Origin of the sequence: Vibrio aestuarianus, from assembly GCF_028858425.1 — a bacterium.
Lineage (GTDB): Bacteria > Pseudomonadota > Gammaproteobacteria > Enterobacterales > Vibrionaceae > Vibrio > Vibrio aestuarianus.
The window spans coordinates 2,338,265-2,355,462 of record NZ_JAKNYQ010000001.1; the positions used below are offsets into that span (position 1 = coordinate 2,338,265).

Below are 17,198 nucleotides of genomic sequence, written 5' to 3' on the forward strand. Positions count from 1 at the left end.
GATAATAGATTAATTATAGCCCTTATATTGTGGAGTGCGTCACCGTTCATGCGCGCTCGAATTAGTTTTTAGAATAAAAGAATTCAATCACGGAAGTATTAGATAATGGAAAGAAAGACTCTCCTGACTCATTGTAGCGATGCACCAGGCTTAATCTCAAAAATCACCAACATTTGTTATAAACATCAACTCAACATCATCCAAAATAATGAGTACGTTGATAACACAAGCGGTCACTTTTTTATGCGTACCGAACTTGAAGGTTACTTCAATGATACGACGCTTCTTGCTGACCTTGATCAAGCTCTACCTGCTCAAGCCAAGCGTAAACTCGTAGATTCATCACGTAAACGCGTAGTGATTTTGGTCACAAAGGAAGCACATTGCCTCGGTGACATTTTAATGAAGAACTTCGATGGCAGTTTAGATGTCGAGATTGCCGCGGTTGTGGGCAACTACGATACTCTACAAAGTCTGACTGAACGGTTTGATATTCCTTATCACCACGTTTCTCACGAAGGACTAAACCGCTCTGAGCACGAAGAAAAACTGCTTGAAGTGATCAACCAGTATCAGCCAGATTATTTGGTTCTTGCGAAATACATGCGCGTGCTGACACCGACATTTGTTGAGAGCTATCATCACAAAATCATTAACATCCACCACAGCTTTTTGCCAGCCTTCATTGGTGCAAAACCCTATCAACAAGCCTATGAGCGTGGCGTTAAGATCATCGGTGCAACAGCACACTTCGTTACCAACGATTTAGATGAAGGCCCAATCATCAAACAAGATGTCATTCCTGTTGATCACACTTTTAGTGCAAAAGATATGGCACAAGCCGGACGCGATGTAGAAAAGAATGTATTGAGCAAAGCACTCAATAAAGTCGTAAACGATCACGTTTTTGTGTACGGCAACAAAACCGTTATTCTTTAGGCACTTTGACCGAAGAAAAACAAATTAGATACCATCAATAAAAGCGCTGAATTCAGCGCTTTTTTCTATTTAGTGATTAGGTATTACAATTTCGTCGCTAACTCGACACCTTGGCGAATAGCGCGTACCGCATCCAACTCACCAGCGTAATCAGCACCGCCAATCACATGTAATTTGTCTCCCAACGAATCCCATTTATCTTCAAACGGACGAACTGATTCTTGACCAGCGCAAATTACAATTTTGTCTGCATCGAGTAATTGTTGCTTGCCATCAATAGAAATATGCAATCCGTTTGGATCTATCTTTTCATAGCTCACGCCACCTAGTAAGTGAACTCCGCGTTTCTCAAGCGTACGTTTGTGGATCCAACCTGTCGTTTTACCTGGCCCTTTGCCCACACGTCCCTTGCGGCGCTGTAAAACCCAAACCGTTTTATCACTCAATGAATCTGGGTAAGGGTACAAGCCACCAGGGTGAGCGATTTCTTTATCGATCCCCCAATCGTGTAGCCAATCATCGAGTGTGTGATCTTGCGGCTCAGTCAACATGGTGGCAACGTCGACACCAATGCCACCAGCCCCGACTATCGCAACCTTTTCGCCTACTGGTGTTTTTTCGCGAATCAAGGTTTGGTAATCAACCACTTTTTCTTGGTTTTCAATACCCTCAATACTGACTTTTCTTGGGGTCACACCAGAGGCCATCACCACATCATCATAGCCTTGCAGCATATCGAAAGTAACCTCAGTATCTAAATGAAGCTTGACGCCCGTCTCATCAATTAGATTGGCAAAATAGCGAATAGTTTCTCGAAACTCTTCTTTACCGGGGATCTGCATTGCTAGTCTAAACTGACCACCGATTCGATCATTTTTCTCAAACAAATCAACTTGATAGCCTCTTTCTGCCAAGGTTGTGGCGCACGATAAACCGGCAGGCCCTGCCCCTATCACAGCAATTTTCTTGGGTTTTTCGGCAGGTTGCACCACAATTTCAGTTTCGTAACAGGCTCTAGGATTGACTAAACAACTGGCACGTTTCGCTTTAAATACATTGTCCAAGCAAGCTTGGTTACAACCAATGCAGGTATTAATCAGCGCCGCTTTTCCTTGCTCGGCTTTGCTCACAAATTCAGGATCAGCGAGAAATGGACGAGCCATTGAGACCATATCAGCTTGGCCAGATGCCAGTATTTTCTCCGCCTCTTCAGGTGTGTTAATTCGGTTACAAGTCACTACAGGAACCGATAAATGAGGACGCACTTTCTCTGTTACCCACGTAAATGCAGCGCGTGGCACTTGCGTGGCAATGGTTGGGATACGTGCTTCGTGCCAACCAATACCAGTATTGATGATGGTCACCCCAGCTTTTTCTAATGCTTTAGCAAGCGTTAATACTTCTTCAAAAGTGCTGCCTTCTTCGACCAAATCCAGCATCGAAAGACGAAAAATTATGATGAAATCTTTACCAACCGCGGCGCGTATCGCCTTGACGATTTCTAAGGGAAAACGAATACGATTTTCATAACTACCCCCCCAATCGTCGTAGCGCATATTGGTACGCTTACAGATAAACTGGTTGATAAGGTAGCCTTCTGAGCCCATCACTTCTACCCCATCGTAACCGGCTAAGTGCGCCAATTCAGCGCTATTTGCAAAAGCATCGATGGTTTTTTTGATTTGACGAACACTCATTTCACTCGGTGCGAAGCGCGCGATTGGCGCTTTGATCGCTGATGCACTCTGAGCAAAAGGATGCATCGCGTATCGGCCAGCATGAAGCAATTGTAATGCTATTTTGCCGCCTTGACGGTGAACCGCTTCTGTGACCACTTTGTGGGAACGAGCGTGCTTCACTTTACTAAACTCGGCACTAAAAGGATGAAGTCGACCACGTAAATTAGGCGAAAAACCGCCAGTTACGATCAGTCCAACCCCACCTTTTGCACGCTCTTCATAAAAGGCGGCGAGTTTGTGGAGTCCTTCTTTATGTTCTTCTAATCCAGTGTGCATTGATCCCATCAATACACGGTTACGTAACTGAGTAAATCCTAGATCTAATGGCTGTAATAGGTGTGGGTACATGCTGACTTCACTTTTATAATTATGCTTCGTGGTCAGACCAGAATATTATCGGAGTCAATAAAAATCAAACAAGTGTTTACATTTTTGTAACACCGATCAATCTTGCGGTTGTTTGGGTATACTAGATCACGTAGGATGTAACTCATTCATATCTCAAGGGTATTCCCTTCTATTCATTTAACACGCTAGCGAATAACCGCAGTGGAGAGGCAATGAAATCACTATTTCGATTTATCGGCTTGATCTTTAAAGGTTTTTGGAAAGCTATTACTTTTGTAAGAGTGGCTTTAACCAACATATTCTTTTTGCTCAGTATCGCCATTATTTATTTTTTGTATGTACATGCAGAATCCCCTCTTCCGACCGTAGACAAAGAATCGGCCTTGGTGCTCAATTTGTCTGGTCCTATCGTTGAACAAAGCTCCTATGTGAATCCAATGGATTCGGTAGCTGGTTCATTTTTTGGTCAGGATTTGCCAAAAGAAAATGTGCTGTTTGACGTGGTTGACACTATTCGCCATGCAAAGAATGACACAAAAATCACCGGCTTAGTTTTAGCATTAGGTGAAATGCCTGAGACGAACCTGACTAAGTTGCGCTACATAGCTAAAGCACTCAATGAGTTCAAAGCGGCGGGTAAACCAATTTACGCTATTGGTGACTTCTATAACCAAAGTCAATATTACTTAGCCAGCTACGCTGACAAAGTGTTCTTAGCGCCTGATGGTGCGGTGATGCTCAAAGGTTATAGTGCGTATTCCATGTACTATAAAACCTTGCTAGAAAAGTTAGATGTCAATACGCACGTCTTTCGTGTTGGCACTTACAAATCTGCCATTGAACCTTTTATTCGCGATGACATGTCACAGGCAGCCAAAGAGTCAGCTTCTCGTTGGTTAACGCAGCTATGGGGCGCGTACATCGATGATGTTTCAACCAATCGCCAAATTGATGCCCAAACGCTTAACCCATCAATGGAAGAATTCCTTACCCAGCTAAAAGCCACTAATGGTGACCTTGCCGCGCTTTCGCTGAAACTCGGCTTGGTCGACGAACTCGCCACTCGCCAGCAAGTACGTCGTGAATTAGCCGAAGTATTCGGTAGCAATGGCGAAGATAGCTACAACGCAATGAGTTACTACGAATACCAAGCGACCATAACACCGCAATTTAATAGTGAGATGGATGATGTGGCTGTTGTTGTGGCCAGTGGTGCGATTATGGATGGCTCCCAGCCACGCGGCACTGTGGGTGGCGATACAACGGCAAGTTTACTTCGCCAAGCACGTAATGACGATAAAGTAAAAGCCGTTGTGTTGCGAGTCGACAGCCCGGGTGGCAGTGCCTTTGCATCTGAGGTAATCCGTAACGAGATCCAAGCATTGAAAGACGCCGGAAAACCGGTCGTGGTTTCCATGTCGAGCCTAGCGGCTTCCGGTGGCTACTGGATTTCCATGAGCGCGGATAAAATCGTTGCTCAGCCAACCACATTAACGGGCTCAATCGGTATTTTCAGTGTCATCACTACCTTTGAAAAAGGCCTCAACAAGCTAGGGGTCTATACCGATGGTATTGGCACATCTCCATTCTCTGGTGTTGGGGTGACCACCGGCCTACCAAAAGGTGCAGCCGATGCACTTCAATTAGGCATAGAACACGGTTACCATCGTTTCATTAGCCTTGTCGGTGAAAACCGCGGTTTATCTACCGAGCAAGTTGACCGCATCGCTCAAGGTCGTGTTTGGACAGGGCAAGATGCAATGGACCATGGGTTAGTCGACCAAATGGGTGACTTTGATGACGCGGTAAAACTGGCAGCGGAATTAGCGAATCTGGAAACCTATAATATTTACTGGGTAGAAGAACCACTCACTCCGGCACAACAGTTCCTACAAGATATCATGAGCCAAGTACAAGCTCACTTTGAGTTTGATGTATCTTTGATACTGCCTGCCGCACTACAACCGGCAGCCAAACAACTGGTGCAAGATGCCAATATACTCAGCAGTTTTAATGATCCAAAAGGACAATATGCGTTCTGTCTTAACTGCCAAGTACAATAAAAATAACTGTTATTAACTAAATAATACTCTAGGGCGCTTTGTGTAAAGCGCCCCTTTTTATATTGATTGAATACGCTATAATCGCCGCTCTGTTCCCCCCTACACGAGTGGTTTCTAGCAATGGCAAGAAAACATATTTACATCGCCTACACTGGCGGCACTATTGGTATGCTAAAATCCGACCATGGTTACGTCCCAATTGCGGGATTCATGGAAAAACAATTAGCAGGCATGCCCGAGTTCCACCGTCCTGAAATGCCTGAGTTTACCATCCACGAATACGATCCTTTGATCGACTCTTCCGATATGACCCCTGAAGATTGGCAACAAATAGCCAACGATATTCGTGATAATTATGATAAATACGATGGTTTCGTGATCCTACATGGTACCGATACCATGGCCTACACGGCATCTGCGCTCTCCTTCATGCTAGAAAATTTAGGTAAGCCTGTCATCGTGACTGGGTCGCAAATTCCGCTGGCTGAACTTCGTTCTGATGGCCAAGCAAATTTACTTAATGCCTTACATATTGCGGCCAATTATCCCATCAATGAAGTGACGTTATTCTTCAACAATCAATTGATGAGAGGCAATCGCAGTGTGAAATCTCACGCCGATGGTTTTAATGCCTTTACTTCACCAAACTTGCCTCCTTTACTCGAAGCTGGAATTAACATCCAAATCAGCAATAGTGTTAAGGTCAACGAGCAACCTCAAGGTACTTTTAAAGTCCATAACATCACCCCGCAACCAATTGGAGTGATTACAATGTACCCAGGTATTTCACACGAGGTTATTCGCAACACCTTATTGCAACCGGTAAATGCAATGATTTTGCTCACCTTCGGTGTCGGTAACGCACCACAAAACCCTGAATTATTAGGTCATTTAAAAGAAGCCTCTGAGCGTGGCGTGATTGTCGTCAACTTAACGCAATGCCTAGCAGGCAAAGTCAACATGGGTGGCTACGCAACGGGCTGTGCACTGGCAGAATCAGGTGTGATTAGTGGCTATGACATGACGCCAGAAGCTGCATTAGCAAAGCTTCACTACTTACTTAGTCAAAACCTCTCCTATGAGGAAGTTAAAACAAAAATGCAGCAAGTACTGCGTGGTGAAATGAGCCTATAACGCGTTGGTATAATTTCATCTGCATTAAACTATGGACAATAAAAAGCCCCGTCTTATCTAGATAGGGCTTTTTAATATCACCTTGAACACTGTTAGCTTAATCGTGATTGGGGTTAACTCGCACGATATCTTCTTGCCCTTTTTGAAAGCGCTTTTTCAGTTCACTTTTTGACTTCAAGCTAATTTCACCACCGGCGGCAACTGTCATATGCTCAGCTTCTAGATTATGCTTAGATTGATACAACATCACAGCTTGCATGCATGAGTCTCGCTGCTCTTGAGAAAGTGGTGTACCCTCAGGCCACTTACCCGTTTCCACAGCGTGTAATAAACGCTCATAAGCTTCAGGTGTGATGGCGTTAATTAATTGGTTGGCATCCATGATGTGTCCTTGATTAACAAATTCATCACAAACATAACTTGCCAATCTATTGAGTCAAGGCAAGCCAAATAAATAAGTGTATTTGATCACAAGCTAAGACAATGAACCGCATAAAAATTACGCTAATTCTTTGCTTTCCACTGCTTGCTAGTGGCTGCTTTGAAAACAATAAGAATACTGAAAAGCTCTGCGCTGATAATCCAAACTTACGCTGTGAACAGCTCAATATGGATGATGGTCAGTGCAGAATTCCTCGTACCGATTTAATTTGGCACCGCTTTGAGGTACTAAAGAACCCTACAGATAAAAACAAAATTGAAGAATATGGTTTGGTCAAATCTTATCGAAAATGCCTTGAACTCGCCTCCCAAATTCAAGCCATAGACCAAACCAAGCTTAAGCAGCGACGTTTTGAGGCTCTGGTCAATTCGGGGAATGATCTGGATCGCATCGTTAAAGAACTGAAACAATCACGCTCAGCACAATCACTTTACTTTTTGTGGAGTCAAATCGGTGACAAACAAGCTCAGCGTCAATTCTTACAGTTGGAAGGAAAACCTGAGCTTGAAAATGCAGAAATGCAGTATGCGCTTGCTACTTTTTATACCAACAGAGATAGAGAGAAAAGTATTGCCTTACTCACTCACTCGCTTGAACTCAGCAAAGGTAAACCAGTTAATATCGAGATTATAAAATCTTTGGCAAGCACTAATCAGATCCTGAAACATAAAGAAAAAGCGTACATTTGGGCGATGGTCGGTAAGGCATTCAATGTGCCTGTCGCCTCAGAAGCTGAGCTTGAATTATTGTATGGCTTCACTCAAGAGAAATTCGATAGGTTAGATCTCATTGCGGATCAAATAACAGAGGCGATCGAAAATGGGCAATTCAAAGCGTCTCTTATGCCTTCGAATCTATCAGAGTTATAAACACCCAAACAACTTCAAGTTGCAGGTAGGCGGCCAAGTGAGTTCATCCCCATGAGCATAGATAAACGATGTGATTGGGGTAAGCGAACGTAGCCAACACCGCTGCAGTTTCAAGTAGACAAGGGCATAGGTCTACCACTAATTAGCTTTAAAACCTGTAACGATAAAACGAAAGGCGGTGAGAAACTCACCGCTTTTTCACTTTTTGTTGAAAATTAACGACACAGAGTTGACACAAAATCGTTCACCCGTCGTCTTTGGCCCATCAGGAAAAACATGCCCAAGATGACTATCACACTGAGCACAACGGATCTCCGTACGTACCATTCCATGACTTCTATCTTCTAAATAGCGAATAGCGGTGTCGTTAATTGGCGCATCAAAACTCGGCCAACCACAACCTGAATCGTATTTATTGGTGGAAGTAAATAACAGCGCTTCGCAACAAGTACATACATACTCCCCTGTATCACGATTGTGCAATAACTTGCCGCTGAATGGAGCTTCAGTTCCACGCTGACGACATACATAAAACTCATCATCAGTCAGCTTCTCACGCCAGTATTCATCGGGCTTTATGGTATTTTCGACCTTTCGTTCCACTTAACAAAACTTCCTTTTCTCAAAATTTGACCATTCTTTTTGTGCTAAAAACTTGCACAGCCAGCTCTTTGTAGCACATACTTTCTCTCCGTAAAACGGTAGGTTTAGAATTTCTTAAATGCTTTAGAGCTCTAAAGTATTTTACGCCAGCTGGTAGTAATCGAAAGCCACTTAAAGTCTAAATTTTAATCACTTGCGACGGATTGTGAAAAAAAGCGACAGTTTTTTTTGACTTTGAACAAGTTAAGTCCGATTATCTGTTGCAGATGTTTACTGGATTTTGTAATTTTACTACCAGTTTATCTTTAATCAGAAATTAAGTTGTGGAGCAACTACAATGACTATCAAAGTAGGTATTAACGGTTTTGGCCGTATCGGTCGTTTCGTATTCCGTGCAGCGCAAGAGCGCAATGACATCGAAGTTGTAGGTATCAATGACCTTATCGACGTAGATTACATGGCATACATGCTGAAGTACGATTCAACTCACGGCCGTTTCAACGGTACTGTTGAAGTTGAAGGCGGTAACCTAGTAGTAAACGGTAAAACTGTACGTGTAACTGCTGAGCGTAACCCTGAAGATCTTAAGTGGGATGCAATCGGTGTTGACGTAGTTGCTGAAGCAACTGGTCTATTCCTAGACGACGCAACTGCACGTAAGCACATCACTGCTGGTGCTAAGAAAGTTGTTCTAACTGGTCCATCTAAAGACGCAACTCCAATGTTCGTTATGGGTGTTAACCACGAATCTTACGCAGGCCAAGACATCGTTTCTAACGCTTCTTGTACTACTAACTGTCTAGCACCTATCGCTAAAGTTCTAAACGACAACTTCGGTATCGTTTCAGGCCTTATGACTACAGTTCACGCAACTACTGCGACTCAAAAAACTGTAGATGGTCCTTCAGCTAAAGACTGGCGCGGTGGCCGTGGTGCTTCTCAAAACATCATTCCATCTTCAACTGGTGCAGCTAAAGCAGTAGGCGTTGTTCTTCCAGAACTAAACGGCAAACTAACTGGTATGGCTTTCCGCGTACCAACTGCTAACGTTTCTGTAGTTGACCTAACAGTTAACCTAGAAAAAGGCGCATCTTACGAAGCTATCTGTGCTGCAATGAAGCAAGCTTCTGAAACTACGCTTAAAGGTGTTCTTGGTTACACTGAAGATGCAGTTGTATCTCAAGATTTCATCGGCGAAGTTCAAACTTCAGTATTCGATGCTAAAGCTGGTATCGCTCTAACTGACAACTTCGTTAAAGTTGTATCTTGGTACGACAACGAAATCGGTTACTCAAACAAAGTTCTAGACCTAATCGCTCACGTTTCTAAATAATGTAAGTGTTTAGCGAAGAAATTCGTTGAGAACAAAGGCGGCCATTGTGTCGCCTTTTTAGTATCTGTCCCTTTACCTAGGGACTCGCTTTGGACAACTCCAACCGGTTCCTTACCCGTTTGTCTGGCAGGAACTGCATGAGGAACGGCATTTATGGACTTACACTCTCTTCCAACGCTTACTTTTCTTTCTGATAACGTCACCATCGTTGAAAAAGATGGTGTGAAAATCGTTCGTGTTATTCACGATAAAGCAACCGCAGGTATTGCCTTACATGGCGGCCACGTTGTGTCATTCACCCCAGCTGGCAAAGATGATCTTATTTGGATGAGTGATAGTGCAATTTTTGATGGAAAAGCAGCACTAAGAGGCGGCATTCCTGTTTGTTGGCCATGGTTTGGCCGTATTGCCGCACCAGCTCATGGCTTTGCACGTACTAGCGAATGGACGCTGGTTGAACATAAAGAAAACGACCATGGCGTCATCGTCGTTCTTGGATTGGAAGCAACAGCTGACACGTTGGCTATCTGGCCTTATCAGTTCCAAGCACGTCTGTATGTAGAAATTGGTGATGCACTAAATCTTACCCTTGAAGTCACCAACACTGATGAGAAAGCATGGACGTTCTCTGGCGCACTGCATACTTATCTCAATGTTGGCGATATTAGCCAAACTACCACCACAGGTATGGGCCGTGAATATATCGATAGCCTACAGAATGCGAAGGTATGTCAAGGCGGTGAACAATTACTCCTCACCGATACCATTGACCGTGTTTATACTGCGCCAGAGGCTCAAATTAAGGTTGCTGACGCTAAACTCAATAGAACACTGACTGTTGAAAATAGCGGCCATAACTCGGCGGTACTTTGGAACCCCTGGGCAGCAGGAGCACAATCAATGGCCGACATGCCTGATGATGGCTACCAAACCATGTTATGTGTTGAATCAACACTACATGCACCTTGTTTGTCTGCAGGTAAAACCTTGCAACCCGGTGAAAGCCACCAGTTGATCACTCGTCTTTCTGCATAAGCGCAATCATATAAGGGTGGTACTTTCCCACCCTTTTTATTTAACGCTAATACCGTTAAACTTGCCGCCTTGAATATCTCCATGAGGTCGTTATGACTTACCAATGTCCCCTGTGCCACCAGCCTCTTGCACTCAATCAACAAAACTACCGATGTGAAAATAATCACCAGTTCGACCGCGCAAAAGAAGGCTATGTGAATTTAATGCCTGTGCAGCACAAGCGTTCAAAAGATCCCGGTGACAATAAGGAGATGATGCAAGCAAGACGCCGCTTCCTCGAAGGTGGACATTATGACCCGATGCGTCAAGCTGTTACCCAGTTATGTTGTGACTATTTGCAAGGTTCACAATACCAATTTTTAGATATTGGCTGCGGCGAAGGCTACTACACTCAGTTTGTCGCGCATTCGCTGGCAGACCAAGCACCACAGGCAACCACTTATGGTTTAGACATCTCTAAAATCGCGATTCGCTATGCCGCCAAGCGTTATCCGAATGTCAATTTTGTTGTCGCATCAAGCCATCGCCTACCTTTCGCAGATCACTCACTTGATGGTGTCTTGCGGATTTATGCGCCGTGCAAAGCTGATGAGCTTAACCGATGCATTCAAGCTAATGGTATCGTAATTACCGTTACGCCCGCGGGTCGCCATTTATACCAGCTCAAACAAGGTATCTACCAAACCGTACAGCTGCATGATGAAACACCTGAAATAATCGCTGGATTCACATTAGAACACCAACAACAGCTTAATTATACAATGTCCCTTAGTGGCTCTGATGCCTTTGATTTATTGCAGATGACCCCGTTTGCATGGCGAGCCAGTGATGAATTAAGATCTCATTTGAAAAATGCCGAGATATTTGAATGTGAGGCGGATTTTATGATCAGCGTTTACAGAAAGAATAACTGATAACAATTCTCATTATATTGCAAGTTAACAACGCCTCCATTACTATTTAAAACTTAGATGGAGGCTCTCATGCGCACGATTATTTATTTTGCTTTATCCCTATGGCTTATGGGCTGTACAACATACTCGACTAAGCCAGTCACACACTTTTATGATTACCAACTAGCCTCTCCTGAAGGAGAGCCAATCGCTCTCACAGCCCTACCTCAAGCGCTTAAAAATGCTGATGTTATTTTGGTTGGAGAATGGCATACGCACCCAGCTATCCACCGTTTTCAAACTGATCTACTCGAACAACTCAACCTACAAAAACGAGATGTCGCTTTGTCTATGGAACAATTTTCACGCGATAGCCAACCAGTACTCAATCGTTATCTTGTAGGCGAAATTGGTGAGCAATACCTTATCTCTCAAGCGAATGCGTGGCCAAATTATGAAAGTGACTACCGCCCACTGGTTGAATACGCCAAAGCGCACAACATCGACACCATTGCGGCGAATGCTCCTAAATCGATTGTACGCTGCATAGGAAAAGTCGGCATAGAATATCTTGATAGGTTGCCAGCAGAACAACGACAACATGTTGCCAGACAAGTTGATATGTCTTCATCTTTATATAAAGAAAAATTCATGGCATCGATGCATCACGGCTCTGCCGAACAAACAGAAAATCAGTTTGCTGCACAAATCACCTGGGATGAAACCATGGCAGAAAGTATTGTTGAATATTTGACTGATCACCCTAACTCACAAGTCATGCATATTGCGGGTAAATTCCACACACAACAGGGATTAGGTACTGCAAATTCTATTTTTCGTCGCAATCCAAATTTGAAGATCGTTGTTATTACCCCAGTTGAAAAAATTCAGCCGCTTTCTCCAGATTTTCAACTAGAGGTACTGCCTGTTCCCACTGCTTTTATCCAACCGAACAATCGTATGCAAGCCTATAAACAACTTGCTACACGAAATGCAGAGCTCTCCTGTAAATAGCCAATCAAATAGACTGCGTCTTTTGTCTGATTTGATCGGATAAATAGGCGCGATTTTTGCTTGTGTTTATTTCATACAAATTGCGATTTTTTTGCACAAGTTTTTTGTATATCTGTCGATACATTGTCTGAGGGCATATTTTAGGAGAGAAGTATGACACCCGTAGGAACAGGTGCAGCTAAGCTGTATTCAAGTCAATCGGTAAAAACTCAAGCAAACTCTACACCAGAGGCAAGCGCAGCTGCTCCGCTAAAAGTCGAGCAAAATAAAGTGACTTTATCCGATGAAGGAAAAGCATTACTTGCCGCATTGCAGGAGCTTGAAAAAGATAACAAAGTTGATCAAAACAAGGAAAAAACCGTTGGGGATAAAGTAGAATCCTTTGCTCACGGTGCATTAGGCTTAGACCACCCAGACAAGATCCCTGAAGATGAAGATGACTCCTATTCGGCAGGGCAATATCTTTCCGCTGCGGCAACGATTGGCGGTTTACTACTGTTATTATGAGGTTCAACCTACTTGGGTAACGCACACTGATTATTGAGTAAATCAATACCACTCATCATAATCAGCAGCATAACGATTTACTCAGACATTAAATGCTTGGAAGGGCTTGGTTCATTTCCCTAACGTGAGGGATGATTCAAAATGTGGTCTTCCCAATCAATAACATCGATTTCATAAACCACTTTATTACGGACACTTTCTTGCGCGGCGTGCATCGCCTCTTTGGAGCCAGTGATTAACGGATGCCACTGTGGTAGAGACTGCCCTTCCGACATTAGGCGGTAAGCGCACGTATCAGGTAGCCAGTTAAACTCATCAATTTTATCGCGGGTCAGCTTTAAACACTCTTCACCTGAATTAAATCGATTTGGGTAATCTTTGCACGAACAAGTATCGCTGTTTAACCAACTGCAAGCGACATTGGTGTAATACACTTCATCACTATCTTCATCCATTAATTTGTGTAAACAACACTTACCGCACCCATCACAAAGCGACTCCCACTCTTGCTCAGTCATTTGCTCTAGGGATTTAGTTTGCCAAAATGGTGTATTCATAGGATGACTTCTTACTTAACGACTAACTTAACGAATGGGGGCGTGTTATACCGCTGTGGCGTAGAAAATTCAAGGAGAAAAATTCACCACAGACGCTGCGATTCCTACTAATATCTGCTAGGATGCGTGCCTAATTTATCTCTCGGACAATGTTATGGAATGCCGACTCGGTTGTGGCGCATGCTGTATTGCCCCTAGTATTTCTTCATCAATTCCAGGCATGGAAAATGGTAAACCGGCAGGGGTTCGTTGCATTCAACTTAACGACGATAATCTATGTAAGTTGTTTGGCAAGCCAGAACGGCCCAAAGTATGCCACCAGTTTAAGGCTTGTCCGATAATTTGTGGCAACACAGCCCAAGAAGCACTACAGAACATTACTGAATTGGAGCTTTTAACCTAGCTACCTCTTGGTTGAATAATCATCAAGAGTAGCCATTCATTTCTTGAAAAAGACCAACCAATAAAACGTTCAATGAAAAAGCCGCTGGCGATTATCACAGCGGCTTTTGATCTTTAGGGCGCGTTCAAGCCAATTACAACTTTTGCCGCCCAAGTAGCGAGTGAGACAACGTTGTGCCATCGACTAGCTCAAGCTCTCCACCAACAGGTACACCATGAGCAATACGGCTTGCGGACACTTGGTGAGCTCGGCACAATTCAGCAATATAGTGCGCCGTTGCTTCTCCCTCGACCGTTGGGTTGGTCGCTAGAATCACTTCTGAAATGCCACCACGCTGCAAGCGATAGTCCAACGTATCCAAACCGATATCACTCGGACCAATACCATCTAATGGCGACAGATGACCCATAAGCACGAAATAGCGCCCAGAATATTGGCCCGTTGCCTCGACGGCGGCAATATCTGCTGGGCTTTCTACCACACACAATTGCCCGTTTTCTTGGCGCTTGGGGTTGGTGCAAATATTACACGTTTCTTCTTCGGTGAAAGTTCGGCACTCACTGCAATGACCAATTTCCGTCATCGCTTGGCTTAAAGCATCGGCTAGCTGTAAGCCGCCTTTTCTATCGCGCTGTAACAAATGAAAGGCCATACGTTGAGCTGACTTGGGGCCAACCCCAGGCAGACAACGTAAGGCCTCCATCAAATGCTCCAGCATATGACTGGTACGCATTAATAACCTGCTTGTTGGTTAAAACGGCATTTTCATGCCTGGTGGTAGTTGCATACCACCAGTTACTGAAGCCATTTTTTCTTTTTGAGTTTCTTCAACGCGACGTGCCGCATCGTTAAATGCCGCTGCGATAAGATCTTCAAGCATCTCTTTGTCATCTTCCATCAAGCTTTCATCGATCTCAACACGACGTACGCTGTGGCTACCAGTAATAGTGACCTTTACAAGACCTGCGCCAGATTCACCAATCACTTCCATATTTGCGATTTCTTCTTGAAGCTTTTGCATGCGATCTTGCATTTGCTGGGCTTGCTTCATTAAGTTGCCCATACCGCCTTTACCAAACATGTTTATCTCTCTGGTTTCATTGGGTGTTTCACATAAAGTGGGGTTACTAAAGAATAGATTCAACCCCACACACGGTTAATTTGATTAAATTGGTCTCACACTATCGCGGTCAAGTTCAGCTTCAAAGCGCTTTTGTAGAAACACCACACTAGGGTCGCTCTCCAGGCTGGCAAAAGCCTGCTCTAACCTTGCTTGGTACAGCCGCTCTCTGAGCTCTAATGGCGTTTCACCTTGTTCACCGATAGTCACACTAAGATGACACTCTTCATTAAGCACTTCATTGAGCGCTTGCAATAATTCACTTTGCGCTCGTTCGGTATTGAGATGAGCTTGGCTCGCTCTTAATGTCAGCTCGATTGATGAACCTGATTTATGATAGACAGAGTTTAACGCCAGTTGTTCAACCAATTTTGCTGTATTCAGTTTTTGAATCAATGCTGCCCACGGGTCTTTGGCTACCGACTCTTCCAACAACTTCGCCGCCATTTCAGGGGTTTTAACATGCTCCAAAGCTTGTTTAATTTGAGTGGGTGTCAGCTCAGTTTTCTGTTGTGGCTCAATGACCTCAGTCTGTGTTGGACGCCATTGATAAGGTTCATTACCAAGAGGTTGGTCGCTCTCAGGCTTGTTTTTTGATGCAGGCGACATCCGCGCTGATTTACCGTGCGACGCAACGCGTTCAAGCACAGATTCAGGTTGAGCAGATGCCGCATTAGACTTTTTTCCACCGTTCCTTGTTGGATTAGAACCTTTTACTGGTTGAGCTAACCCTTTACGCTGAGAGCGCAATTGATGGCGTAACCCTGCTATCGGTGAAACCGACTGTGCTGGTGGCGGTGTGGCTGGTTGTTGAGAGACTGGGGGGGCTGATGACGCGTGCGAATATGCTTCTGGTACATAGTCCATTGCATTAGAGTCATCATAATTCATGTCAGAATAGCGACTATCGTACTCTCGATCCGCCTCGTAGCTAGGGTAACCAGGTTGCGGTTCTGTCGATACTACCGGCTGCGCAGGAGTAACATTTGGTCTGGGTGCGGTTTGAGATGGAGCTGCAACACTAGAAACTGGTGCTGACTGTTGAGCTTGAGGTTCGCTAGGTTTAGACACATCAGTGCTAATAGTATTAACCAGCGACACTGACGCAGGGCGAAACGCCATCATACGTAAGACAATCATTTCTAAACCAACACGCGCCGTCGGTGACAAGGCTAAATCTTCACGACCTTTCAACGCAATTTGGTAATAAAGCTGAACATCTTGTGGGCTCAATGCTTTGCTCAATAGCTGAATTTTTTCAGCATCTGGCTGCATTTTATCCAGTGTAGCAGGTAAGGTTTGATACATAGCAATGCGGTGCAATTGCATCGCGATTTGCTGTAACAATCCATCCCAATCAACGCCATGTTGAGCCAAAGACTCTACACTATTCATTGCTGTTTGTGGCTGTTTACTGCTGATGGCTTGTAGTAAGTTCAATGCTTGGTCAGTATCTAACGTGCCAAGCATGGGAGCAACAACATCAACCATAACCTGATTATTGCCTAAGGCGATGGCTTGGTCGGTTAAGCTCAGTGCGTCACGCATACTACCGTCGGCCGCATGCGCTATCATACCTAGCGCTCTTGATTCACAAGCTACTTGTTCGACTGATAGAATATGCTCTAGCTGCTCATGGATATTTTCAACGCTAATTGGTTTAAGATTGAACTGTAAGCAACGCGATAAAATAGTAACAGGTAATTTTTGCGGGTCAGTCGTCGCAAGTAAAAACTTCACATATTCAGGTGGCTCTTCCAACGTTTTAAGCAAAGCGTTAAAACTGTGGCGAGAGAGCATATGAACTTCATCGATCAAATAAACTTTGAAGCGACCACGTGCAGGTTTGTACTGCACGTTATCCAGTAAATCACGAGTATCTTCAACTTTAGTGCGTGATGCAGCATCAATCTCTAAAAGATCAACAAAGCGTCCTTGGTCAATTTCACGGCATGTATCACATTCACCACAAGGAGTGGCGGTGATACCCGTTTCACAGTTTAACCCTTTGGCAAACAATCGACCGATGGTCGTTTTTCCAACACCACGAGTGCCGCTAAACAGATAAGCATGATGCAATCTATTTTGTGCTAATGCATTTTCAAGCGCCGTCAAGACATGAGCTTGTCCGACTACTTCATTAAATTTCGTTGGTCGCCATTTTCGCGCTAAGGCAAGATAACTCATGAATACTTCCAG

General features: G+C 44.1%; 17 protein-coding genes. 10 read left to right on the top strand and 7 right to left on the bottom strand.

Annotated elements, in window-relative coordinates; translation table 11 throughout:
- The first annotated feature begins 105 nt into the window (after positions 1-105).
- Positions 106-939 carry a formyltetrahydrofolate deformylase gene (purU, locus tag MCT08_RS10690; protein ID WP_053310161.1) on the top strand — a complete coding sequence of 278 codons (834 nt, stop codon included), beginning with the start codon at positions 106-108 and terminating at the stop codon, positions 937-939.
- Positions 940-1,022: 83 nt separating this feature from the next.
- Here the strand turns inward: purU and MCT08_RS10695 are convergent, their stop codons facing one another.
- Positions 1,023-3,026 (bottom strand): NADPH-dependent 2,4-dienoyl-CoA reductase, encoded by a 2,004-nt coding sequence (locus MCT08_RS10695; RefSeq protein ID WP_274678391.1) that lies wholly within the window; start codon positions 3,024-3,026, stop codon positions 1,023-1,025.
- Positions 3,027-3,238: 212 nt separating this feature from the next.
- Here MCT08_RS10695 and sppA point away from each other — a divergent pair, with 212 nt between their 5' ends.
- Together sppA and ansA are read left to right on the top strand one after the other, a co-directional pair.
- Positions 3,239-5,089, top strand: a complete 1,851-nt coding sequence (gene sppA / locus MCT08_RS10700; protein ID WP_274678392.1) for a signal peptide peptidase SppA — start codon at positions 3,239-3,241, stop codon at positions 5,087-5,089.
- A gap of 120 nt (positions 5,090-5,209) precedes the next feature.
- Entirely contained in the window at positions 5,210-6,223 is a 1,014-nt protein-coding gene (gene ansA / locus MCT08_RS10705) for an asparaginase (protein ID WP_053310164.1), read from the top strand.
- Between the two features lie 97 nt (positions 6,224-6,320).
- Here the strand turns inward: ansA and MCT08_RS10710 are convergent, their stop codons facing one another.
- The gene (locus tag MCT08_RS10710; protein ID WP_261915675.1) at positions 6,321-6,605 is read right to left on the bottom strand and encodes a YeaC family protein; all 285 of its coding nucleotides are present in this window, start codon (positions 6,603-6,605) and stop codon (positions 6,321-6,323) included.
- A gap of 101 nt (positions 6,606-6,706) precedes the next feature.
- On the opposite strand from MCT08_RS10710, the gene MCT08_RS10715 reads away from it, so the two are divergent.
- The gene (locus tag MCT08_RS10715) at positions 6,707-7,534 is read left to right on the top strand and encodes a DUF2989 domain-containing protein (RefSeq protein ID WP_053310166.1); all 828 of its coding nucleotides are present in this window, start codon (positions 6,707-6,709) and stop codon (positions 7,532-7,534) included.
- Positions 7,535-7,732: 198 nt separating this feature from the next.
- Here the strand turns inward: MCT08_RS10715 and msrB are convergent, their stop codons facing one another.
- Positions 7,733-8,137, bottom strand: a complete 405-nt coding sequence (gene msrB / locus MCT08_RS10720; protein ID WP_274678393.1) for a peptide-methionine (R)-S-oxide reductase MsrB — start codon at positions 8,135-8,137, stop codon at positions 7,733-7,735.
- A 337-nt stretch (positions 8,138-8,474) separates the two neighbouring features.
- Here msrB and gap point away from each other — a divergent pair, with 337 nt between their 5' ends.
- The 5 genes from gap to MCT08_RS10745 all read left to right on the top strand — a co-directional run bounded on the left by gap (position 8,475) and on the right by MCT08_RS10745 (position 12,919).
- Positions 8,475-9,470 (top strand): type I glyceraldehyde-3-phosphate dehydrogenase, encoded by a 996-nt coding sequence (gene gap / locus MCT08_RS10725; RefSeq protein ID WP_053310168.1) that lies wholly within the window; start codon positions 8,475-8,477, stop codon positions 9,468-9,470.
- A 153-nt stretch (positions 9,471-9,623) separates the two neighbouring features.
- On the top strand, positions 9,624-10,505 hold the full coding sequence (locus tag MCT08_RS10730; protein ID WP_168522789.1) for a D-hexose-6-phosphate mutarotase: 882 nt from the start codon (positions 9,624-9,626) through the stop codon (positions 10,503-10,505).
- A gap of 92 nt (positions 10,506-10,597) precedes the next feature.
- Positions 10,598-11,419: a 23S rRNA (guanine(745)-N(1))-methyltransferase gene (gene rlmA, locus MCT08_RS10735; RefSeq protein ID WP_171979956.1), complete on the top strand. Its 822-nt coding sequence runs from the start codon at positions 10,598-10,600 to the stop codon at positions 11,417-11,419.
- Positions 11,420-11,488: 69 nt separating this feature from the next.
- On the top strand, positions 11,489-12,412 hold the full coding sequence (locus MCT08_RS10740) for a ChaN family lipoprotein (protein WP_274678394.1): 924 nt from the start codon (positions 11,489-11,491) through the stop codon (positions 12,410-12,412).
- A 153-nt stretch (positions 12,413-12,565) separates the two neighbouring features.
- Entirely contained in the window at positions 12,566-12,919 is a 354-nt protein-coding gene (locus tag MCT08_RS10745; protein WP_172531931.1) for a hypothetical protein, read from the top strand.
- 119 nt (positions 12,920-13,038) lie between these two features.
- Here the strand turns inward: MCT08_RS10745 and MCT08_RS10750 are convergent, their stop codons facing one another.
- Entirely contained in the window at positions 13,039-13,476 is a 438-nt protein-coding gene (locus MCT08_RS10750; protein ID WP_168522795.1) for a YcgN family cysteine cluster protein, read from the bottom strand.
- Between the two features lie 154 nt (positions 13,477-13,630).
- Here MCT08_RS10750 and MCT08_RS10755 point away from each other — a divergent pair, with 154 nt between their 5' ends.
- Positions 13,631-13,879, top strand: a complete 249-nt coding sequence (locus tag MCT08_RS10755; protein WP_080996331.1) for a YkgJ family cysteine cluster protein — start codon at positions 13,631-13,633, stop codon at positions 13,877-13,879.
- A gap of 133 nt (positions 13,880-14,012) precedes the next feature.
- Here MCT08_RS10755 and recR read toward each other — a convergent pair whose 3' ends face one another.
- The 3 genes from recR to dnaX form a co-directional block, all read right to left on the bottom strand.
- Entirely contained in the window at positions 14,013-14,612 is a 600-nt protein-coding gene (gene recR / locus MCT08_RS10760; protein ID WP_053310178.1) for a recombination mediator RecR, read from the bottom strand.
- Positions 14,613-14,630: 18 nt separating this feature from the next.
- Positions 14,631-14,960: a YbaB/EbfC family nucleoid-associated protein gene (locus MCT08_RS10765; RefSeq protein WP_053310179.1), complete on the bottom strand. Its 330-nt coding sequence runs from the start codon at positions 14,958-14,960 to the stop codon at positions 14,631-14,633.
- 84 nt (positions 14,961-15,044) lie between these two features.
- Positions 15,045-17,186: a DNA polymerase III subunit gamma/tau gene (dnaX, locus tag MCT08_RS10770; protein ID WP_274678395.1), complete on the bottom strand. Its 2,142-nt coding sequence runs from the start codon at positions 17,184-17,186 to the stop codon at positions 15,045-15,047.
- Positions 17,187-17,198: the final 12 nt, after the last annotated feature.